Source organism: Aeromicrobium sp. (genome assembly GCF_037719875.1).
Lineage (GTDB): Bacteria > Actinomycetota > Actinomycetes > Propionibacteriales > Nocardioidaceae > Aeromicrobium.
The window spans coordinates 47773-64155 of record NZ_JBBJMJ010000017.1; the positions used below are offsets into that span (position 1 = coordinate 47773).

General features: G+C 67.3%; 15 protein-coding genes. 7 read left to right on the forward strand and 8 right to left on the reverse strand.

The window, feature by feature from the left end; all coding sequences use genetic code 11:
- Nucleotides 1-25 precede the first annotated feature (25 nt).
- On the reverse strand, nucleotides 26-2545 hold the full coding sequence (pepN, locus tag WKF39_RS14020) for an aminopeptidase N (RefSeq protein WP_340389459.1): 2520 nt from the start codon (nucleotides 2543-2545) through the stop codon (nucleotides 26-28).
- 63 nt (nucleotides 2546-2608) lie between these two features.
- Nucleotides 2609-3271: a class I SAM-dependent methyltransferase gene (locus tag WKF39_RS14025; protein WP_340389461.1), complete on the reverse strand. Its 663-nt coding sequence runs from the start codon at nucleotides 3269-3271 to the stop codon at nucleotides 2609-2611.
- Nucleotides 3272-3318: 47 nt separating this feature from the next.
- Here WKF39_RS14025 and WKF39_RS14030 point away from each other — a divergent pair, with 47 nt between their 5' ends.
- From WKF39_RS14030 to WKF39_RS14055, 6 genes are read left to right on the forward strand one after another with little or no spacing between them, the layout of a single operon-like run.
- Nucleotides 3319-4467, forward strand: coding sequence for a glutamate--cysteine ligase (locus WKF39_RS14030; RefSeq protein WP_340389463.1), 1149 nt, complete (start codon nucleotides 3319-3321; stop codon nucleotides 4465-4467).
- Nucleotides 4464-5105 carry a DsbA family protein gene (locus WKF39_RS14035; RefSeq protein WP_340389465.1) on the forward strand — a complete coding sequence of 214 codons (642 nt, stop codon included), beginning with the start codon at nucleotides 4464-4466 and terminating at the stop codon, nucleotides 5103-5105. The genes WKF39_RS14030 and WKF39_RS14035 overlap by 4 nt, the downstream gene beginning before the upstream one ends.
- 16 nt (nucleotides 5106-5121) lie before the next feature.
- Nucleotides 5122-6009: an alpha/beta hydrolase gene (locus WKF39_RS14040; RefSeq protein WP_340389467.1), complete on the forward strand. Its 888-nt coding sequence runs from the start codon at nucleotides 5122-5124 to the stop codon at nucleotides 6007-6009.
- Between the two features lie 44 nt (nucleotides 6010-6053).
- Nucleotides 6054-6512 (forward strand): ribose-5-phosphate isomerase, encoded by a 459-nt coding sequence (locus tag WKF39_RS14045; RefSeq protein ID WP_340389470.1) that lies wholly within the window; start codon nucleotides 6054-6056, stop codon nucleotides 6510-6512.
- Complete coding sequence (locus tag WKF39_RS14050; protein WP_340389472.1) at nucleotides 6505-7317, forward strand: DNA-formamidopyrimidine glycosylase family protein; 813 nt, start codon at nucleotides 6505-6507, stop codon at nucleotides 7315-7317. Before WKF39_RS14045 ends, WKF39_RS14050 begins: the two co-directional genes overlap by 8 nt.
- Nucleotides 7318-7326: 9 nt before the next feature.
- A complete protein-coding gene (locus WKF39_RS14055) occupies nucleotides 7327-8502 on the forward strand; it encodes a PP2C family protein-serine/threonine phosphatase (protein ID WP_340389474.1) in 1176 nt (391 codons plus the stop codon).
- Here the strand turns inward: WKF39_RS14055 and WKF39_RS14060 are convergent.
- Nucleotides 8423-9292, reverse strand: a complete 870-nt coding sequence (locus WKF39_RS14060) for an SDR family NAD(P)-dependent oxidoreductase (RefSeq protein WP_340389477.1) — start codon at nucleotides 9290-9292, stop codon at nucleotides 8423-8425. The genes WKF39_RS14055 and WKF39_RS14060 overlap by 80 nt on opposite strands.
- A gap of 40 nt (nucleotides 9293-9332) precedes the next feature.
- Between WKF39_RS14060 and WKF39_RS14065 the strand changes: the two genes are divergently transcribed.
- Nucleotides 9333-9905: a YdeI/OmpD-associated family protein gene (locus WKF39_RS14065; protein ID WP_340389479.1), complete on the forward strand. Its 573-nt coding sequence runs from the start codon at nucleotides 9333-9335 to the stop codon at nucleotides 9903-9905.
- A gap of 1 nt (nucleotide 9906) precedes the next feature.
- Here the strand turns inward: WKF39_RS14065 and WKF39_RS14070 are convergent, their stop codons facing one another.
- From WKF39_RS14070 to WKF39_RS14090, 5 genes are all read right to left on the reverse strand, one after another.
- The gene (locus WKF39_RS14070) at nucleotides 9907-10623 is read right to left on the reverse strand and encodes a hypothetical protein (RefSeq protein ID WP_340389481.1); all 717 of its coding nucleotides are present in this window, start codon (nucleotides 10621-10623) and stop codon (nucleotides 9907-9909) included.
- Nucleotides 10624-10734: 111 nt separating this feature from the next.
- Nucleotides 10735-12177 (reverse strand): hypothetical protein, encoded by a 1443-nt coding sequence (locus WKF39_RS14075; RefSeq protein ID WP_340389483.1) that lies wholly within the window; start codon nucleotides 12175-12177, stop codon nucleotides 10735-10737.
- Between the two features lie 276 nt (nucleotides 12178-12453).
- On the reverse strand, nucleotides 12454-13896 hold the full coding sequence (locus tag WKF39_RS14080; RefSeq protein WP_340389485.1) for a hypothetical protein: 1443 nt from the start codon (nucleotides 13894-13896) through the stop codon (nucleotides 12454-12456).
- A gap of 325 nt (nucleotides 13897-14221) precedes the next feature.
- Nucleotides 14222-15211 (reverse strand): hypothetical protein, encoded by a 990-nt coding sequence (locus WKF39_RS14085; RefSeq protein ID WP_340389487.1) that lies wholly within the window; start codon nucleotides 15209-15211, stop codon nucleotides 14222-14224.
- An 83-nt stretch (nucleotides 15212-15294) separates the two neighbouring features.
- Nucleotides 15295-16251, reverse strand: coding sequence for a hypothetical protein (locus WKF39_RS14090; protein WP_340389489.1), 957 nt, complete (start codon nucleotides 16249-16251; stop codon nucleotides 15295-15297).
- Between the last annotated feature and the right edge of the window lie 132 nt (nucleotides 16252-16383).

Genomic DNA, 16383 nt, shown 5'->3' on the forward strand with positions numbered 1-16383 from the left:
GCGTCACTCCCAGCGGTTACGGGAGCTAGAAGGCTTGCTGGGCCTTCAGGGCACGGGCGAGATCGTCCCGGCCCTCGGAGACATAGCGCTTCGCCGCCGGGTTGGCCGTCGTCGAGGACAGCCAGGCATCGACCTTGTCGAGGGCGGCCTGTGACGGGTTTGCCGAGGGGAACAGGTAGATCAGCGCGATCTGCCCGATCCACACGCCCATGTCGTCGATGATCGTGCCGGCCATCTCGAGGTAACGGTCGACATATGGCTCCAGGACATCGGCCTGACCCGCGACCTGGAATGCCAGCGCCGCCTGCCGCCGTGTCTCGTTGGGTGTCGACGGATCGACAGCCGCGATCTGCCAAGCCTCAGCCTTGGCCTCCGCCAGGGGACGGATGGCGCGGGCCGCGACGGCGTTCTCCTGGCCCGAGATCGTGTTGTCCCGCTCGAGCTCGCTGGAGATCTCCTCCTCGCCTGCCTCGCCGAGCCGCGCGAGCGCCGTCACGAGCGTCCAGCGGAGATCGGCGTCGACCGTGAGGCCTTCGAGACCGCCGTCGAGGATCTCGCGCAGGTGCGTGGGCCCGGAGGCGGCCGAGGCGTAGGCCCGCACGAGGGCGAGCTGGTGGTCACTGCCGGGCTCAGCCGAGTCCAGCAGCGTACGCACGCCGGACTCCCAGCGCTCGGCGAGCTCGGGTCGCGCCGCGTCCGAGGTGTAGAGATTGACCGCGCCCAATCCCTGGCGGAGCAACGACCCGACGGCCGTCAGGTCGGTCTCGGAGCCAACACCGGCGAGCACGAGCGTCACGAAGTCCGACGACGAGAGCTCGGCATCGCGCGTCATGTCCCACGCCGAGCCCCAGCACAGGGCGCGGGGGAGCGACTCCTCGAAGGTAGCGATGCTCTGGATCAGAGTCGCAAAGGACCGCTCGTCGAGCCGGATCTTGGCGTACGTCAGGTCGTCGTCATTGAGCAGGATCAGGTCGGGCTGCCGGGTGTCGAGCAGCTCGTCGATCTGCGTCGAGGCGCCCCGGATGTCGGTCTCGACCCGCTCGGTGCGGACCAACCGCCCGTCGACCTGGTCGTAGAGCCCGATCGCGATGCGGTGACGACGCAGCGTCGGATATGCCTCGATCGCGGACTGCTCGATCGAGAACGAGGTGAAGGCGCCGGCAGCGTCGGTCTCGAACTTCGCCCGCAGCGTGTTGACGCCCGACGTCTGCAGCCACTCCTGCGCCCACTCGCCCAGCTCGCGGCCCGAGGCCTCCTCGAGCTCGACCAGCAGATCGCTGAGCTGCGTGTTGTCGTAGGCGTGCTTGCCGAAATAGGCCCGCAGCCCGGCGAAGAAGTCCTTCTCGCCGACCCAGGCCACGAGCTGCTTGAGCGCCGAGGCGCCCTTGGCATACGTGATGCCGTCGAAGTTGGCCTCGACCGCGTGCAGGTCGTAGTTGTCGGCGGCGATCGGGTGCGTCGACGGCAGCTGGTCCTGGCGGTAGGCCCAGTTCTTGCGGGCGTTGGTGAAGCTCGTCCACGAGTCGGTGAAACGCGTCGCGTTGGTCGCGGCGTGCGAGGCAGCGAACTCGGCGAACGACTCGTTGAGCCAGAGGTCGTCCCACCACTTCATCGTCACGAGGTCGCCGAACCACATGTGCGCCATCTCGTGCAGGATCGTGTTGGCACGCTGCTCGTATGCAGCAACGGTCTGCCGGCTCCGGAAGATCATCTCGTCGCGGAACGTCACGGCGCCGGCGTTCTCCATCGCCCCCATGTTGTACTCCGGCACGAACAGCTGGTCGTACTTGCCGAACGGGTAGCCCATCTCGAAGGCGCCCTCGAAGAACTCGAAGCCCTGCTTGGTGACCAGGAAGATGTCGTCGGCGTCGAGGTGCTCGACGAGCGACTGGCGGCAGAAGATGCCGAGCGGGATCGCCTCGTATGCGCCGCGGTAGGAGTCCGTCACCGAGACGTACTCGCCCGCGATGAGAGCAGTGATGTAGGTCGACATGCGCTTGGTCGGCGCGAAGTGCCACGTCGAGGTTCCTTCGGCGGCAGACTCCGGCTCGGGCGTGGGGGAGTTGGACACCACGGCCCAGACCGACGGGGCAGTGATGTGGAACTCGAATGTCGCCTTGAGGTCGGGCTGCTCGAAGGTGGCAAACACCCGACGCGCGTCCGGCACCTCGAACTGGGTGTAGAGATAGACGCGCTGGTCGACCGGATCGACGAAGCGGTGCAGCCCCTCACCCGAGCGCGAATAGGGCAACGTCGTCTCGACGCGCAGCACGTTGGACTCGGCGAGGCCGGTCAGCGCGATGCGGTTGTCGTCGTAGGCCGAGAGGTCCACGGACGCGTCGTTGAGCGTGATCGAGGAGATCTCGCCGTCGACGAGATCGACGAATGTCGAGGCCCCGGGAGTCGCGGTGAACGCGATCGTCGTGACGGAGCCGAAGCGGGTGTCGGAGTCGAGGGTGAGGTCGAGCTGGACGTCGTATGTCTCTGTGGAGACGATCGAGGCGCGCTCGCTGGCTTCTTCGCGGGTGAGATTGGTACCAGGCATGTCGGCCATGCTTTCACGCGACAGATCCAGGCGCGATGCGGTGGGCGCGATGCGGCCGCGCGATCAGCCGCGCGTCGCGGTGAAGTAGGTGATGCCGCCCGACGGCAGCAGGACGATCTCATGCATACCCGCCTCTTCCAGCCAGCCGATGAGCTCGTCCCTGGTGCAGCCGGGGCCGAGGACGCCGATGGTCCGGCCACCGACCCAGCCCGCCAGGTGGCGAAGGCCTTGCCCGGTCAGCATGCTGCTCCCGGCGAGGCGGCCCCCGGGTTTCAGGACACGCACGAGCTCCTTGACGGCCTGCTCAGGCTCGGGGAAGCAGTGCAGGCTCGTGAACGCGAGCACCAGGTCGAAAGCCCCCTCGTCGTATGCCAGGTCGTGCACGTCCGCCTCCGCGAGCTCGACCTGGATGCCGCGACGAGCAGCCTCCTTGCCGGTCCGCTCGAGCATCGCCGGTGAGATGTCGGCGGCGACGTATCGCAGCGATCGATTGCGGGGGACGTCTCGGAGGGTGACTCCACCACCGCACGGGATGTCGAGAACGGCCGAGCCGTAGGGCAACCTGGAGAGCTCGGCGTGGGCCGTGCGGTGCAGGAGGCCGAGGTCCGAGCCCATGCCGACTCGCCAGATGAGCCTGCCGAGGCGTTCGCCCCCGGATATCCGGTCATAGACGACCGCCCATGGATGGTCCCGTTGCCAGGCTCGGCTCGCGTCGCGTCTTCCCATCCTGGGACAGTAGCGCCTGCCTGCCGGCCGTCAGGCAGGATGGATGCATGAGGATCCCGTTCGCGAAGTCCGAGCGCTCGACGATCGGCATCGAGTGGGAGCTCGCGCTCGTCGACTCTGACTCCGGGGACCTGCGCCAGGTCGCCCAGACCGTGCTCGATGCGGTCGCGCCCGCGGGAGGTGGAGAGCACCCGCACATCCGCCAGGAGCTGCTGCTCAACACCGTCGAGATCGTCTCCGGTGTGTGCCGCACCGTGGCCGAGGCCGGCGCCGACCTCGAGCGAGCCATCGAGGAGATCCGCCGGGTGACCGACCCGTTGCGGGTCGAGCTGATGTGCGCGGGAACCCACCCCTTCGCCGCGTGGGACCACCAGAAGGTCACGGACAAGCAGCGGTACGCCACGCTGATCGACCGCACCCAGTGGTGGGGTCGCCAGATGTTGATCTATGGGGTCCACGTCCACGTCGGCATCGACGACCGCGACAAGGTCCTGCCGATCAGCCGGGCGATGCTGGCCTACTACGGCCACCTCCAGGCGCTCAGTGCCTCGTCGCCGTTCTGGGGCGGCAAGGAGACCGGTTATGCCTCCAACCGCGCGTTGATGTTCCAGCAGCTGCCGACGGCCGGCCTGCCATTCCAGTTCGAGGAGTGGAGCCAGCTGGAGGGCTACGTCGACGACATGCTGCACACCGGTGTCATCGATGTCTTCGACGAGATCCGCTGGGACCTGCGGCCGTCTCCCAAGTTCGGCACGCTCGAGGTGCGCGTGTGCGACGGCATCCCGTCGCAGGCCGAGCTGCTCAGCATCTCGGCGCTGACCCACTGCCTGGTCGAGCACTTCTCATCCGAGCTGGACGCGGGCCGCGAGCTGCCGACCGTGCCTCCGTGGTTCGCCCAGGAGAACAAGTGGCGCTCCGCCCGCTACGGCATGGAGGCGATCCTGATCCTCGACAGGAACGCCGATGAGGAGCTCGTCACGACCGATCTCCAACGGCTCCTCGAGCGGCTGGCGCCGGTCGCCGAGCGGCTGAGGTGCACCGAAGAGCTCGGTGGGATCCACGACATCATTGCCGGTGGGGCGTCCTACCAGCGCCAGCGGCGGGTTGCGGCCGCACATGGTGGCGAGCTCGATGCCGTGGTCGGATCGCTCGTCGAGGAAATGCGGGCGGGCCGGCCGTTGTTGCACCAACCATGACTGCCACAGAAGCTGACCCACGCGCAACTGCCACGTCGACCGAAGATGTTGACTTCTGGTTCGACCCGTTGTGCCCGTTCGCCTGGATCACCTCGCGTTGGATGCTCGAGGTCGAGCAGGTCCGCGACGTCCGGACCACGTTCCACGTCATGAGCCTCTCGGTCCTCAACGAGGACAAGGACGTCCCCCAGGACTACAAGGACATGATCGAGAGCGGCTGGGGACCGGTACGCCTCGCGATCGCGATCGAGCAGGCCCACGGCACCGAGGCGCTTCGCCCGTTCTACACCGCGATCGGCACCAAGCACCACAACGACGGACGTGAGTTCGATCAGGCGCTCTACCGGGAGGTGCTCGAGGAGGCCGGACTGCCGGTCGAGCTGGCCGAAGCGGCGGACGACACGTCGCTTGACGATGCCGTGCGCGCCTCCCACAAGGTCGGGATCGACCGGGTCGGCGAAGAGGTCGGCACGCCGGTCATCGCGATCGGCGGGACAGCCTTCTTCGGTCCGGTGCTCCAGAGCATCCCGCGTGGAGAGGTTGCCGGGTCGGTGTTCGACGGTGCCCGGCTGCTGGCCGGCTTCGACGACTTCTTCGAGCTCAAGCGCTCGCGAGCGGGTGACCTCTCCTTCGACTGATCGCTAGGCTCGGCGCATGGCTCTCCACCCCCAGTCACGCGCGCTCCTGCAAGAGCTGGGCATCCCCTCCACGCTGGCCGACACCTACGCCGAGCTCCGGGCGACCGCCCGGGCTGCGGCACTGGCCGAGACCGACAAGATCGGCCTGGATCACGTCGATGACGTCGACGCGAACGGGGTTCCGGGCCGGCTCTATCGGCCCCGGCAGGGCGCACCTGTCGCGCTCTACGTCCACGGCGGGGGGTGGGTCCTGCATGACCTGGAGACGCACGACAGCTTCTGCCGCTACCTCGCCCACCAGACTGGCTGGGCGCTGCTTGCGGTCGACTATCGCCGGGCGCCCGAACACCCCTATCCCGCACCGCTCGACGACGTGCAGGCCGCAGCGCTCTGGCTGCGTACGCACGACCGCGACAAACGGGTCGACGCGTCGTTCCTGCCCGCGATCGGCGACTCGTCGGGCGCCAATCTCGTGGCCGGCCTGGCGGTTCGTGATCCGTCTGCGATCGACTTCCAGGCCCTCCTCTACCCGCCGGTCGATCGCCGCGCGGATCTCGCCGGGCCCCTCGCCAACGCGGCCCTCGACAGTGCGTCGATGGAGTGGTTCTGGGAGGCCTATGCCCCCGGAGACCTCGGCGACCTGCCCGAGGTCTCGCCGGTGGAGTCAACGAATCTCGCGGAGCACCCGCCGACGCTGCTTGTGACCAACGAGCACGATCTGCTGCGCGACCAGGGCGAGACCTATGCCGCTCTGCTCGCCGAGGCCGGTGTCGAGGTGACCGCGGTCCGGGCGCTCGGCATGGTGCACTCGTTCTGGCGGCAGCCTGCGGCGTTCGACGCATCGCGGGCGATCGTCACGATGCTCGGCGCGCTGCTCGATGCGCGTCGGGCACGTACGCGCTGACGGGTGCCTGAGCGGATCGCAGACGGGGCTGGGAGACTGATCGCATGCGCGTCCACATCGGTTCCGACCACGCCGGCTTCGAGCTCAAGACCCACCTGATCGCCTGGCTCACCGACCGGGGCTTCGAGCCCGTCGACCATGGTGCGTCCACCTTCGACGCCGAGGACGACTACCCCCCGTTCTGCATCTCCGCGGCCACCGCCGCAGTGGCCGAGCCGGGCTCGCTGGGCGTCGTGATCGGCGGCTCCGGCAACGGTGAGCAGATCGCTGCCAACAAGGTCAAGGGGGCCCGGGCCGCGCTGGGGTGGAGCACCGAGACCGCCTCGCTCGCCCGTCAGCACAATGACGCGCAGGTCCTGGCCGTCGGCGGACGCATGCACACCGCCGACGAGGCCACCGCGATCGTCGAGGCGTTCCTCACGACACCGTGGAGCCACGCCGAGCGCCACCAGCGACGCATCGACATGCTGCTGGCCTACGAGGAGACCGGCGAGCTTGCCTGAGGGGCACACCCTTCACCGACTCGCCGACGAGCTGCGGACCACGTATGCCGGCCTGAGCGTCGCGTCGTCGAGTCCGCAGGGCCGATTCGCCGCCGAGGCCGCCCGGCTGGACGGGCTCGTGCTGGAGGACGCCGAAGCCTGGGGCAAGCATGTGTTCGTGTCGTTCGCGGGCGTCCCGGATCAGGTCCACATCCATCTGGGCCTCTACGGCTCGTTCGTCATCCGACCCGGGATGCAGCACCCAGTCGTCGGGCAGGTCCGCTGGCGGATCGAGGCGCGATCCACCGCCGATCTGCGTGGGCCCAACGCGTGCGAGCTGCTCACACCGCCGGACATCGATGCAATCCTGGCCCGGCTCGGCCCCGACCCGCTGCGAGCCGATGCAGACCCCGACCGCGCGTGGCGGCGCATCCACCGCTCATCCGTCCCCGTGGCAGCCCTGTTGATGGACCAGGCCGTGCTGGCCGGGGTCGGCAACGTCTATCGCGCTGAGGTGCTGTTCCGCCACGGCGTGGCACCGATGACCGCGGGTCGCCGGCTCGCCCGCAAGCGGTGGGACGCGATGTGGGCCGACCTGGTCGAGCTGATGCGCGACGGAGTGCGTACGGGAAGGATCGACACCGTCCGACCCGAGCACGAACCGGAAGCGATGGGTCGGGAGCCTCGCGCAGATGACCATGGGGGAGAGGTCTATGTCTATCGGCGCGAGGGACAGGGCTGCCTGGTCTGCGACTCGCCGATCCGTCGCCGTCTGCTTGCCGGCAGAAACCTCTTTTGGTGCCCCACCTGCCAGCATCGTGGATAGGCTCGATGGGTGACAACACGGTTCCGGCGAGCGCTGCCCACGGTGGCCCGCTATGTGGACGATCGCATCGTTCGTTGGCGTACCGGCACGAGTGAGGGACAGGTCGCGGTCCTCGTCGGTCTGATCGTCATGGCGACCGGCATCCTTGCGGTGTCGCTGGCCAGCTACAACACGTTCCCGGCTGCGACATTCGTGATCCCCATGTTGCTGGGGACGATGGCCCTGCGATATCGCCCGCTGCTGATCCTCGTCCTTTTCATCGTCGTCACGATCGCGATCACCGTGACGCTCGAGACGGTTCAGAACGGCATGACGACGGGGCGGGTCAGCACCTTGGTCGTGATGGCGATCGTCGCGATCATCGTGCTGTTCGAGTCGAGTCGCCACCGCAGCGGGCTGCCAGGCCCTCTCGGCGAGGCGATGCTGGTCGACCTGAGGGATCGGCTGCAAGCTCAGGGCGCTGTGCCGCCCTTGCCGCCGGGTTGGTCGTCGCAGGCGGCGATGATGTCGGCCGGTGGCGCCAAGTTTGCCGGTGACTTCCTCGTCGCCAGGCTCTCAGATGATGAGTCCAGGCTCGAGATGGTCCTGGTCGATGTGTGCGGCAAGGGGGTGGCGGCCGGCACCCAGTCGCTGCAGCTGGCCGGAGCGCTCGGCGGGCTGATCGGCGCGCTGCCCCCACTCGGCCTGTTCGCCGCCGCCAACGACTTCCTGGTCCGCCAGAACTGGAACGAAGGATTTGCCACCGCGGTGCACGTCCTGGTCGACCTGCCGAGTGGCGACTACTCGATCATCAACGCCGGGCACCCGCCCGCACTTCGCTGGCACAACGGGAGCAAGGCGTGGGAGATCGACGGGGCGCGTGGGACCGCGCTGGGTGTCCTGAAGCGTCCGGACTTCCACCAGACGATCGGCACCCTCGATGAGGGGGATGCGCTGATGTTCTACACCGATGGAGTCGTCGAGTCCCGCACGCAGGACTTCACGGCCGGCATCGAGTGGTTGCGCACCGCGGCGGCAGGGGTCGTGTCGAACGGGTTCGATCAGGCAGCCCGGCGGATCCTCGAGCTCGTCGATTCCGGCAAGGACGACCGGGCCGTCCTGATCCTCACACGTTCGGGGCTGGTGGCCCCTTCGGCTGAGGATATTGCGACTTCAGCATCGCGTCCCAACCCCGCGCACCCATGAGGTTGCGACTCCGGATCGACAGGGATGCCGATGGCGTCACGGTGTAGCGGATCTTGGGGCGTCGCGCGTCGAGCGACTTCTCGATGACCTTGGCCACCGCCTCAGGGCTGCCGCCGAGGTGTCGCATGGGCCCGGCGTAGGCCTCCTTCGTCGCCTTCGCGACCTGCGCGTTGAACTTGGCGTACGGGCCGTCTGCGTTGCCCTCCATCGATGCGACGGCCGCGTTGTCGAAGTTGGTCGTGATGAGTCCGGGCTCCACGATGACAACCCTGACGCCGAATCCGGCGACCTCGAACCGCATCGCGTCCGACAGGGCCTCAACGGCGTACTTGGTCGCGTGATAGGCGCCGCCACCAGGAAACACGAGTCGGCCGCCCATCGACGAGATGTTGACGATGCGTCCACCGCGGTGCTCGCGCATCGACGGGAGCACGAGCTGGCACATGCGCAGGAGGCCGAAGACATTCGTCTCGAACTGCCGGCGCACGTCATCGAGATCGAGCGCCTCCGCTGCGCCGGACTGGGAATAGCCTGCGTTGTTGACCAGGGCGTCAAGGTGTCCGACCTCGCCGAGCACGGTCTCGACCGCCGATGCCATGGACTCCTCGCTGGTGACGTCGAGGGCGAGGGTGTGGCAGCCGGCCGTTGCCAGGTCGGCAAGTGTCTCGGGCTTGCGCGCCGTTGCGAAGACGGTCCAGCCGGAGCGCGCGAGGCGGGCCGCGGTGGATTCACCGATGCCTGAGGAGCAGCCGGTGATGAGCACGGTGCGAGGGCGGGTGCGGTCGGTCATCCGGTCAGTATGTGTCAGATGCCGCGAATATGGTCGAGATATGCCCCAGGATCGTCCCCTGCTCAGATTTGTCGATGCTGCCGAGGCAGAGGCCTGGTTCGAGGCCCACCACGCGGACACCGACGGGGCCTGGGTCGTGATCGCCAAGAAGGGTTCGTCGGTGGCGAGTGCGACGATCCCCGAGATGCTCGACCTCGCCTTGGCATACGGCTGGATCGATGGCCAGCGCAAGAAGCTCGACGACGGGTTTTACCAGCAGGCCTACGTCCCGAGGCGCCGGCGCAGCCCCTGGTCACAGATCAATCGCGACAAGGTTCTGGCTCTGACTGCCGCGGGACGCATGCGCCCCGCCGGACTCGCCGAAGCTGACCGAGCCAAGCAGGACGGGCGGTGGGAGGCGGCGACCGCGAGTCCGTCGACCGCCGAGGTGCCGGCCGACTTCCTCGAGGTGCTCGAGCGAAACCCTGAGGCGAAGGCCTTCTTCGCGACGCTGAGCAAGCAGAACGCCTTCGCGGTCTACTACCAGCTCCACCACGCCAAGAAACCCGAGACCCGCGAACGGCGGATCGTGAAGTTCGTTGACATGTTCGCCCGTGGGGAGAAGCTCGTCTGACCTACCAGGTGCGGTCGACCTTGCGGTGATAGTGCGTGCCGGCTTTGCCGCCCACGAGTGCTGCGAGCAGCGTGCCGAGGACCGTCGCGGCAATCGTGATCGCGCCGCCCAGGGTGAGGTCCTCGGTCGGGATCGGCACATCTGGCACCTCGACCCGGTTCATGATGTCGTACTCCGAACCGAAGACCGCTCCGATGATGGCGGCAATGACGACCACGAGGAGACCGATCAGCCACACGGCCCAGCCCTGACGGGCCCCGTCGAATCGGGACATGCGCCCCGCGACATAGCCGCCGGCGTAGAAGCTGATCATCAGCACGGCAACCAGCACGATGGCCGCGGCGACGCTGATCGTGCCGCTCTCGCGCTCCAGCTCTGTCTGCGTGACGTCGTTGGCGTCACCGACCGCCGCTGCGACCGCGCCGATGATGCTCGACAGCAGGACCGCCAGACCGACTGCGACAAGCCAGCCGAAGAAGCCCGCACCGAAGTTCATTCCGCCCCACTCCTCGCGCTGGTGCTGCTGACCCTCGGCGGCGCGGTCCTCTGCGGTGGTGTACGCCGCGCGATCGCGATCATGGTCGAGTCCGCGATCGCGATCGCGATCGCGGACTCGATCGTCGGTCGCCGCGGGGTCGACCCGGGTGCCGGACTGGTGCTCGACATCCCGCCTGTCGCCGTGGCCGGTTCGTTCGCCCTTGTTCCTGTTCCAGATCATGGCCGTCTCCTTCTTGCCGGGGTGCGCGTGCGCGTGCGCACACTGCCAGAAGACGTACCCCTTGCCGGGGATCCCATGCGTCCGGCCGGTGAGGCGCCGAAGGGAAGCGGGTCAGCCGCCGATGGCGGTCCCGAAAGGACCCTGGAACTCGCCGTCCGTCGAGATGTCGCTAATGGGGCCCCAGCCGGGCAGGTTCAAGCCCACATAGGGGTCATCGAACTGGAAGTCCGCCAGCCAGATCGGACCACGGTCCCCTCGGGGGCCGACGACCTCCGCTCCGAACCTGAACTCCTCGGTCAGTGGACCGTCGTCGAACGCGACTGTTGCATCCCATGCGCGGTTCTTCGACTCGCCGACGGTCTGGATCTGTCCGGAGTTGACTGTGGACCCGATGTTCTCCAGCGGCACCCCGACCAGCCAGGCGGACGCCTTCGCTCCTTGTGGCAGCGTCGCGATGGCGTGCCCGAACTGGTCACCGGTCTCGACCGAGCCGTGGACGCCAGCGGTGTCCTGTGTGAAGGATGTGACGTTGCTCAGGTTCGCACTGCCTGTGCTGCGGAGTGAGGTGACCTGTCCGGCGTCGGACACGCTGCCCACGTTTTCGCCGGGGATCCCGATACCGATCTCGTGCCGGCCGAGGGCGGCGTTCCAGGTCGCTGCCACGGAGCGACCTAAGCGGTCACCGGTCTCGACTGTGCCCTGCACGCCTGCGGTCGACTGGGTCACCTCGGCGACCGGCACGGCCGGATCGGTCGGGATCAGCAGTGCTGATCCTGCAGCGGCCTTGCCCGACACGGTGCGTCCCGGTGCGCCTGCGACAACCAGGCCGCGCGAGGCCGACAGCGACGTGCCGAGCGCCGACGACTTCGTGACGCCTTTGCCCGGTGCTCGGGTGACCCTCCGGGCCGACGAGACGTCGCCGGTCTTGGTGAGGTTCAGAACCGCGACGGAACCGGCGTTCGTGACCCCGTCGACGGTCTCGCCGGGGGCGCCGATCGCCAGAGGCGTCGGCCCGTCACTCAAGGACGTCTGGTCGTTGGCCGCGACCGTGGCGCCGAAGTGGGCGTTCGTCGTCGGCTGGGTCTGGTCGAGCCCGTCGTTGGCCTGGGTGATCGTGAACAACAGATCGTCATCGGGATACTGCTGATCGCCGCCCGGCACCACACGGAAGACGTAGACCGCTCCCGCGTTGGTGACGCCGTCGACCGTCGCGTTCGGCACCCCCACGACGGCCAGCGAGCAGAATGCCTCGTCGCCGGCCGACTCATACAGTGAGATCGACGCGAACGACTCGGGATAGACCTCGTCCTCCATGATCGCTCCGGGGAAGGCCAGCCCGAGCTCCGAGTTCGCCAGATCTCCCGAGGCTTCGGAGTAGAGCACCTTCGACCCGGGGATCCCGCCGACGATGGCGTCGGTGTGCCCGTCGTCGTTGAAGTCCCACACCGGGTCGCCGCACGTGGCTGCCGCAGCGGACGACGCGCCAACCACCAGTCCGAGCGGAGTGAGCAGTCCGAGTGCAGCGGCTAGGATCGCGGATCGTGAGCGTGACATGAGGTCCCCCGTCGTGATGAATTAACGACAGGCTATCACCGCTCCAGACGGCGGCCAAGCGCCATCCGCTGGCCCGGCGATCCGTGCCCTGACATGCGAAAGGCCCCTCGAGAGGGGCCTTTCGGGAGAGCGGACGACGAGACTCGAACTCGCAACATTCTGCTTGGAAGACTCTCGTCGTGCCTCATGCATATGCACAGCGGTACGAGGGGCGCTCAGGACGTGCTGGTCCTTGCGAAGCTTGCACGTTCCGGTGAGGTGTCGAAGGGCAGCGGGTCAGCCGCCGACGGCGGTTCCGGATCTGGACTGGAGCTCGACGTGCTCCCAGATGACGCTGACGGTGCCCCATCCGGGCAGGTTCCAGCCCGCGAAGGGGTCGTCGTTGAGGTTGTCGGCCAACCAGATCGGGCCGCGACCCCCTCGGGGGCCGACCACCTCTGCCCCGAAACGGGCCCGTGAGACGGGCGGATTGTCTTCGAATGCGGCTGTGGTGTCCCATGAGCGGTTCTTCGACTCGCCCAGGGTCTGGATCTGTCCGGAGTCGACGGCGGACCCGACGTTCTCCAGCGGTACCCCGACCAGCCACGCGGACGCTGTCGCGGGCCGTGGCAGCACTGCGACGGCGTGGCCGAACTGGTCGCCCTTCTCGACCGAGCCCAGCACGCCGGCCGTGTCCTGCGTGTAGGACGTGATGGTGCTCAGGCTCCCCGCGCTGGTTCTGCGCAGTGTGGTGACCTGGCCGGCGTCGGTCACGCTGCCCAGGTCCTCGCCGGGGATGCCGATGCCGATCTCGTGACGATTCAGGGAGGCGTTCCAGGTCGCTGCCACGGAGTGGCCGAAGCGGTCACTGGTCTCGACCGAGCCCTGCACACCAGCGGTCGACTGGGTGACCTCGGTGACCGGCACGGCCGGATCGGTCGGGATCAGCAGTGCTGATCCTGCAGCGGCCTTGCCCGACACGGTGCGTCCCGGTGCGCCTGCGACAACCAGGCCGCGCGAGGCCGACAGCGACGTGCCGAGCGCCGACGACTTCGTGACGCCTTTGCCCGGTGCTCGGGTGACCCTCCGGGCCGACGAGACGTCGCCGGTCTTGGTGAGGTTCAGAACCGCGACGGAACCGGCGTTCGTGACCCCGTCGACGGTCTCGCCGGGGGCGCCGATCGCCAGAGGCGTCGGCCCGTCACTCAAGGACGTCTGGTCGTTGGCCGCGACCGTGGCGCCGAAGTGGGCGTTCGTCGTCGGCTGGGTCTGGTCGAGCCCGTCGTTGGCCTGGGTGATCGTGAACAACAGATCGTCATCGGGATACTGCTGATCGCCGCCCGGCACCACACGGAAGACGTAGACCGCTCCCGCGTTGGTGACGCCGTCGACCGTCGCGTTCGGCACCCCCACGACGGCCAGCGAGCAGAATGCCTCGTCGCCGGCCGACTCATACAGTGAGATCGACGCGAACGACTCGGGATAGACCTCGTCCTCCATGATCGCTCCGGGGAAGGCCAGCCCGAGCTCCGAGTTCGCCAGATCTCCCGAGGCTTCGGAGTAGAGCACCTTCGACCCGGGGATCCCGCCGACGATGGCGTCGGTGTGCCCGTCGTCGTTGAAGTCCCACACCGGGTCGCCGCACGTGGCTGCCGCAGCGGACGACGCGCCAACCACCAGTCCGAGCGGAGTGAGCAGTCCGAGTGCAGCGGCTAGGATCGCGGATCGTGAGCGTGACATGAGGTCCCCCGTCGTGATGAATTAACGACAGGCTATCACCGCTCCAGACGGCGGCCAAGCGCCATCCGCTGGCCCGGCGATCCGTGCCCTGACATGCGAAAGGCCCCTCGAGAGGGGCCTTTCGGGAGAGCGGACGACGAGACTCGAACTCGCAACATTCTGCTTGGAAGTCAGCCAACCACGTCACATTGTTTGTGCAGGTCAGGTGATGGATATGCCGCCTGACCTGCGATTACGCTAGCACGCGGAGATACTCCAGCGCTCTGGAGACACACCAAGGAACTCCGCCGTAGGGCACGTTAGGGCACGAGCGGCGGCGAGCGCATCACGGGCGGGCATTGTTGGCAGCTCGTTCGCAGTAGGCCCGAAGGAACGTGGACGACGTGCGGAAAGCGCGATTGGCCCAGGTTCCCCAACCCTCGCTGCCGACTCCGCGCGTCGACGAATGGCCGAGTGCTTGATTGCGAAAGGTGGCGACCTTGACCGCATCTTTCACAGTCTCGGAATCGACGCCCAAGTCACTGCCTAACCGCCGAATCTGATCCGCCAGAAATCGCAACTGTTCGCGGTCGAGCGCGATGCTTGCATTCTTGATCGCCTTGGCTGCCTGTGACGTGGTCCCGGCCCGTCCCAGAGTCTCGCGAAGCCGCGCGACGATCTCCTGCTGTCTCGCTAGCAGCTCCTCCTCGTCATGTGTACCGAACACGGTGCGGGCGAGGGTTTCAGTACCCAAGTGGAGCTGAAGAATGGCTGATCCGAGTTCTGCATCGGAGGTTGCCCTGAATTTCATCCGCAGACCTTCGACGAGGTAGCCGGCGGCCTGGCGCGCGGGAGCGTCCGACTCCATTGCGGACACCGCGTCGGCGACTGGTTCGGACGGCATGTCGGGCCGTCTCTCGAAATGGATGCCAGTCGTGCGTTCGATCGGCACTCCCGTGCTCCGCACGATGCGCCCACGCGGGTCCAGTTCGGAAGCCCAGATAGCTTGTGCGTAATACGCCTCACCGGCCGTTACGACGAGTGCGGCAACGAACGGGGTCAGATACTCGCGTATAGCGATCTTTCCAGCGCTGATGGCGTCACTCGCATCGCGGTCAATCCAGAAATAGTGGTCCGACTCGGCGGCAATATCGACGCGATGTGCCGTGGCCGACGAAACCGCACCCTGGAACGAAGCCCTGAGATCCTCAACACCCCCCTGGGATGCCAACGACACGAACTCCGTCGGGACCGTGCTGGTGGTGCGTAGGGGTCCAACGCTCATATCCGGCACAGGCTCGCCCGCGATGCGTCCCCAGACGATGAATCGAGGCATACCGGCAAAGTACCGTGCGGCCAGCTGCTCACTCGGCCGACGCGGGCGAGTCGAACGAAGGCGATGTAGGGCGGGGGGCGGGACTAGTCTTGCGAGCGGGCCGCCACTAGATCGTCCAGCGCGAGCGCCGCGGGCGGTTTCACGAGGCCGCGAATCATCGCTGACCACACCAGGGTTTGCGCAGCGTAGGTGCGGGCCAATCCCTGGACGTAGATGATCGGCGGGATCACGAGGAGGCTGAGAATCCAGAGGTGCTCGCTGAATCCAAGCACGACGATCAGTGCGAGGAGCGGAACTGAAACTGCTAGTCGAAACTCGGCCTCGCCGCGCAGGCGATCGTATGTCGCGAAAATGGTTGGCTGTTCGAGTTCCAGATTCCGAGTCAGATCAGGCAACTCGTCGATCAGCGAGCGGGTCAAAATGCGTGCGATCGAGTGCTCGCTCCATTGTCGTGACTCCGCTTCGGTGAAGTCGGTGTTGTCGCGCTCTTTGTTGGCCTCAGGGGAGCGGGAAATGAATCCTCCCAGCTGCATCCTGAACTGGTCAGGGGCGTTCTCCGTGTTGTGGACGACGGTCGCTGTCATCCCTCCGGCGTGAGACTCGCGCGCCCACTGAGCGATTACACGCCTGAACTCGCCAGCCCTAGTGCTGTTCGGCAGAGGAGGAGCCAAATAGGTCAACACTCGCGCGGTGAATCGACGCCACAAGCTGTACCAGCGCACTGGCTTGTGACCCACAGTGGGACTCTCGCCAGACGCGTAGGGCGACAGCGAGTTTAGGCGCGAGTCCAGCCAGCGCGGCGGTGACGCAACCGCCAGGACGCATCCGACCAGGTAGGCGGCGAAGGTCAACGCTGCGATCCCGGTGGCCGGCCCCAGGTCGTCGAAGAGCCGTTGCACATCGAACGTAAGGCTGTCTTTGACCTGCGAGGCAGCCTGGAGGCTGTCACGGCAGAGCAGCCAGATGGAAGCAAGCGTCACGTAGCCAACAGCCAGGGGCGTCCGTAGGTCGCGGAGACCAGGGAGGATCGAAGTCAGCACCCGAGCGATGTTAGTCGTGAGTGCTGCCCGGCGGGATGCTGTCAAATTTACCCTGACACCAAAGTTCCGTTGGAGGCCGCCGGGGGGGGGGGGGGGGGGGGGGGGGGGGGGGGGGGGGGGGGGGGGGGGGGG